Origin of the sequence: Victivallis sp. (genome assembly GCF_048170485.1) — a bacterium.
In the GTDB taxonomy this organism is placed as follows: domain Bacteria; phylum Verrucomicrobiota; class Lentisphaeria; order Victivallales; family Victivallaceae; genus Victivallis.
Map to the genome: position 1 here is coordinate 1 of NZ_DBEXAY010000202.1, position 4,454 is coordinate 4,454.

The window sequence follows — 4,454 nt, forward strand, 5'->3', positions numbered from 1 at the left end:
TCAGCGGCGGCAGAGCAATGTTTCTCCGGGGAGCATCGTCTGCTCCAGACAGGTTCCGGCGGCACACTCCTTCTCTCCGCAACGCCAGCGGCGGGAGCCGCCCGGCAGACGGAGCTTCAGGCATCCGCCGCGGAGAGCCTCCACCCGGATCTCCTCCCGGCCGGCACGGCGCGACAGCGAAAGCCGGAAACCGCCCGGCGCATAGAGATTTTCCGCGGAGAACTCCCGCCACGTCTCCGGCACACCGTGCATCGGGTGAAGTTCGCCGCCGCGCTCGAAGAGGAAGAGTTCCTCAATCGCCGCCACCACGCCCATATAGGCATCCATCTGCATGACCGTCTTGTCATTGCAGAGGCCGACGGCAAATCCATCCACCACCGGATCGTGGAAGGAGTGGTTGAAGGCGTTCCGGTAGATCCGGCTCCAGAGTTCGATGTCCAACACCGCCATTCCGGCGTTGCCGAACCGGTTGTGAAGCATCGAAGCCCACGGCATGCTCCAGCCGGCCCACGCGCCCATGCCGGTCCGGACCCAGTGATTGACACTGCGGTGAATGATTTTGCTCCAGCGCGAATCCTCCGGCGCCACCGTCGCAAACGGCGCAATCGCCGCCAGGTGGGAGTGGTGCCGATGGCTCTCCTCGAGCGGCGTCCCCTTCCAGAGGGCGATCTGTTCCCCTTCCGGTCCATCGATCAGCGTGAACTGCGGCAGACGTTCCTGAATCGCCAGCCAGACCGGCTTCGGCTCGATGCCGAGAATGCCGGATGCTTCGATCAAATCCGCCGCCAGACGGTGAATCGCCGCCAGCTGGAAGCTCGGATCCTCGCCCCAGGCGTTCAGCTCCGCCCCGCGGTACTCGGGGGAGACGCCGACCGGCAGATGGAACACACCGTCGCGCTCCTCCAGCAGCGCTTCAAACACCCGCATCGTGCCGCGCATGAATTCGAACCCGATCTCCCGCAGAAATTCGAGGTCACCGGTGAACTTGTAGTAATCGAACATCATCTGCGCCATCCACGCGGCACAGGCGTGATCGATCGCGCCGGTCCAGAACGCCCCCATGCAGACACAGCGGTCGTCGACGGCGTGCGGCATCATGTAACCATCTTCGACGCCGATGAAACAGCGGGCAATCTCGCGCATGGTGTCGCGCCACGACCAGATCATCTCGAAGAGGGGGCGGCAGTTCTCCGCCAGTCCGGCCCGGAACGCGGGCCAGTAGCACATCTGAACGTTGATGTTGAAGTGATAATCGCCCGACCACGGCGGCAGGCGGTGATCCTCGATCCAGGCGCCCTGCAGGCCGGCGGGCACTCCATCCGGCGCGGTCATCGACTGAAACTGGAAGATGCCCGAGCGGAAGAGCTCTTCAATGAGCGGGCTTTCACAATGGATGACCGGCACACGCTTCCAGAATTCCCCCCAGTAACGGGCGAGTTCCGCCGTCACCTCCACCCAGCCTGCGGCCGGAATCCGGGGCGGAGTCTCCTTGTCGCCGCGCTGGAAGAAACAGCGCACCAGCTCCCCTGCCCGCTCGAAGGTGAGGCTGTACCCCGGGTCCGCCGGCATCGGCTGTTGAAAGCCGCACTCCCAGCGGAGCGGTTCCGGGAAGGAGATTTCGCGCAGTTCCGGGTTGAGATCCCGCGAAGGCACCGCGCGGATTTCCGCCGGGACCGAGAGTTGCAGCAGAAACAGCCCCTTCTCCTTCTGCGCAAGAGCAATCCGGAGCGTGCCGGAGTTGCCGCCGCGGCGGAAGGAGATCTCGATTCGCCCGACGTCGGCGCGGAGTTTCGCCTCCTCCAGAACACACCCCTCCGGGAGCGTCACCTCCAGCCGCCCCGCTGCCAGCAGTGATGGGCGGTGCGGCGTGCCGGCCGGATAGGGCTTCTCCGGAGCAAAAATCCGGTGGATCTCCTCCAGATCCTGCCGCTCGAGAGCGAGCCGGATGTCGCGGAAGTTCTGGCGGGGCGACCAATGGACGCCGCCGCGGTGATCCCAGAGCGATGCGACGCCGACCGTGATGTTGAGGCGGTTTCCGCCGCCCCAGACGCTGAGGCCGAGCAGACCGTTGCCGAGCGTGGTGCCGCAGTGGACGTGCGGCATGGGGTAAGAGTACGAGAAGACCAGACGATCATCCATGGTTTTTCCTCTGAACGTTATCGGTTTCGATGGATTCCGGCGCTTACCGGTTCTGTTTTGTCAAAGGAGCAAAGGTGCAGTTGACGAGTTCGGCGAGAGCGGCGGGGGCCAGCTCCACCTGGGCGCCGATTTTCCCGGCGCTGAAAATGATCGTGTCAAACGCCTCGGCGGAAGCGTCGACCACGGTGCGGAAATGTTTCTTCATCCCGATCGGGGAACAGCCGCCGCGGATGTAGCCGGTCACGCCGCAGAGTTCGGCGACGTGGATCATCTCCACCGACTTCTCCCCCACCGCGGCGGCGGCTGCCTTGAGATCGAGCTCCTCCGCCACCGGAATCACAAAGACGAAGAAGTTCCGGCTCGCGCCGCGGGTCACCAGCGTCTTGAACACCTGCTCGACCGGGCGGCCGATCCGCTGCGCCACCGTGACGCCGTCGACCGCTTCGTTGCCGTTATGTTCATAACTGTAATGCGAATAAGGAATTCCAGCCCGGTCCAGAACCCGCATCACATTGGTTTTTTCCTGCTTTGCCACCGCAAACCTCCCGTTCAAAAAAAGAGCGGCGGCTCCGTCCTGGAACCGCCGCATTCTCAACGATTACTGAATGATGCCGCAACGCTTCAAGGTCGCGGCCAGCTTTTCGCGGTGCTCGGCGCTGAGTTCACAGAGCGGCAGCCGGTACTCTTCGCGGATCAGCCCCGCCATCGCCATCGCCGCCTTGATCGGAATCGGATTGGTTTCGATGAACTGATCGCGGAACAGACAGTAGTATTTGCGGTGCAGCTCCAGCGCCCGGGCGAAGTTCCCGGCCGCGGCCGCCTCGACCATCTCGGTCATCTCCGCCGGAATCAAATTGGAGGAAACGCTGATCACACCGGTGGCGCCGACCGCCATCATCGGCAGAGCCAGCGAGTCGTCGCCGCTCAACACGGTGATGTCGCACAGTTCATGGATCATCGACACGCGGTCCACACTGCCGGCGGCCTCCTTGACCGCGGCAATCACCGGATTCTTCGCCAGACGCGCCACGGTCGTCTCCGCAATCGGCACGCCGCTGCGCCCCGGCACATTGTAGAGCACCACCGGCAGACCGACTTTGTCGGCCACCGTCGAGAAGTGGCGGTACAGCCCCTCCTGAGTCGGCTTGTTGTAGTAGGGGGTCACCTGAAGCGTCGCATCGGCGCCGACCTCCTTGGCTTCGCGGGTGAGATGAACCGCCTCTTCGGTGGAGTTCGCACCGGTTCCGGCGATGATGGCGCAACGCCCGGCCGCAGTTTCCACGACCGCTTCAATCACCTTGAGGTGCTCTTCGCAGCTGAGCGTGGGGGATTCTCCGGTTGTTCCGACCGGAACGATCCCGGCGACCCGGCCCTTCACCTGCATCTCGACCAGTTCGCGCAACGCCTTCCAGTCCACGCCGCCGTTCACAAACGGAGTGACCAACGCCGTGTACACGCCCTTGAATTCCATCATTTTCAACGCTCCTTCGCTATTCCGGCATGGAACCGCCCGCGGCGGTTTCCGCTGATCTCCTGCACGGACCCTTCCGCGGATCCGCAATTCTTTTTCATAAGATACTTCAATCCGGAGCTAAAATCAACATGTTTTCGCGGTTTTGATTTGAAAAAAACCGCCAACCCGGCTAATTTAACAGTCGTACATCAACAGGAGATACTTTCAGGAGCAAGAACGATGAAGATGGTACCGGCACTGGCGGCGCTGGCGGTGATGCTGTGCGGCTGCGTTTCGTTTGAATACGACGGGGTTCGGGAAGCGGAACCCTCCGCTTCGGTCAAGATGTTCACCGACAAGGCGAAAATCAAGCAGTCCTACCAGGTGATGGGCAAGGCGGTCGTCTCCGGCGATTACATGGATGTCAGCCGCGACCGGCTGGAGGAAAAACTCCTTTCGGAAGCCGAATCGGTCGGCGCCGACGCGGTCCTCATCACCTCGCAGGAGGTGGTGCGCAGCTCCTCCGGGAAAAACACCAATCCTCTGTACATGAGCGCATTCGATTACGATGACTCCTCGCCGAGCTGGCGCGCCATCTACCGCGACGTCGATCTTACATACGGCAACGTCCGCGGCACGCCGAGCGACACGGGGCCGCTCTTCCGCTACCGCCGGGTTCTCAAGGCGGAGTTTCTGAAATACCGCCCCGACACCCCCGCCGAGACGGAAAAGTCAGAGAAGAAAGCGGCGAGTGAGAAGACCCTGGAGCCGGAAAAGCCGGCCGCCGCGGAAACCGGCAGCGGGGAGAAAAAATAACGCATTCTTTCGTCTGATTCCCAGTACGGGCGGAACTCTGAACCGA

General features: G+C 62.6%; 4 protein-coding genes. 1 reads left to right on the top strand and 3 read right to left on the bottom strand.

Annotation, left to right across the window (positions count from 1 at the left end; genetic code table 11):
- The 3 genes from ACMLHG_RS10535 to dapA all read right to left on the bottom strand — a co-directional run bounded on the left by ACMLHG_RS10535 (window position 1) and on the right by dapA (window position 3,613).
- Window positions 1–2,139 (bottom strand): glycosyl hydrolase family 95 catalytic domain-containing protein, encoded by a 2,139-nt coding sequence (locus ACMLHG_RS10535; RefSeq protein WP_417170465.1) that lies wholly within the window; start codon window positions 2,137–2,139, stop codon window positions 1–3.
- A gap of 43 nt (window positions 2,140–2,182) precedes the next feature.
- Window positions 2,183–2,647: a Cys-tRNA(Pro) deacylase gene (gene ybaK, locus ACMLHG_RS10540; RefSeq protein ID WP_417170467.1), complete on the bottom strand. Its 465-nt coding sequence runs from the start codon at window positions 2,645–2,647 to the stop codon at window positions 2,183–2,185.
- 90 nt (window positions 2,648–2,737) lie between these two features.
- Complete coding sequence (gene dapA / locus ACMLHG_RS10545) at window positions 2,738–3,613, bottom strand: 4-hydroxy-tetrahydrodipicolinate synthase (RefSeq protein WP_294433929.1); 876 nt, start codon at window positions 3,611–3,613, stop codon at window positions 2,738–2,740.
- Between the two features lie 219 nt (window positions 3,614–3,832).
- Between dapA and ACMLHG_RS10550 the strand changes: the two genes are divergently transcribed.
- Entirely contained in the window at window positions 3,833–4,408 is a 576-nt protein-coding gene (locus ACMLHG_RS10550) for a hypothetical protein (protein WP_417170466.1), read from the top strand.
- Window positions 4,409–4,454 lie beyond the last annotated feature (46 nt).

Coding starts and splice junctions, on each gene's coding strand:
- ACMLHG_RS10535 (WP_417170465.1), bottom strand. CDS start 2,139: ATGGATGATCGTCTGGTCTTCTCGTACTCTTACCCCATGCCGCACGTC.
- ybaK (WP_417170467.1), bottom strand. CDS start 2,647: ATGCGGGTTCTGGACCGGGCTGGAATTCCTTATTCGCATTACAGTTAT.
- dapA (WP_294433929.1), bottom strand. CDS start 3,613: ATGATGGAATTCAAGGGCGTGTACACGGCGTTGGTCACTCCGTTTGTG.
- ACMLHG_RS10550 (WP_417170466.1), top strand. CDS start 3,833: ATGAAGATGGTACCGGCACTGGCGGCGCTGGCGGTGATGCTGTGCGGC.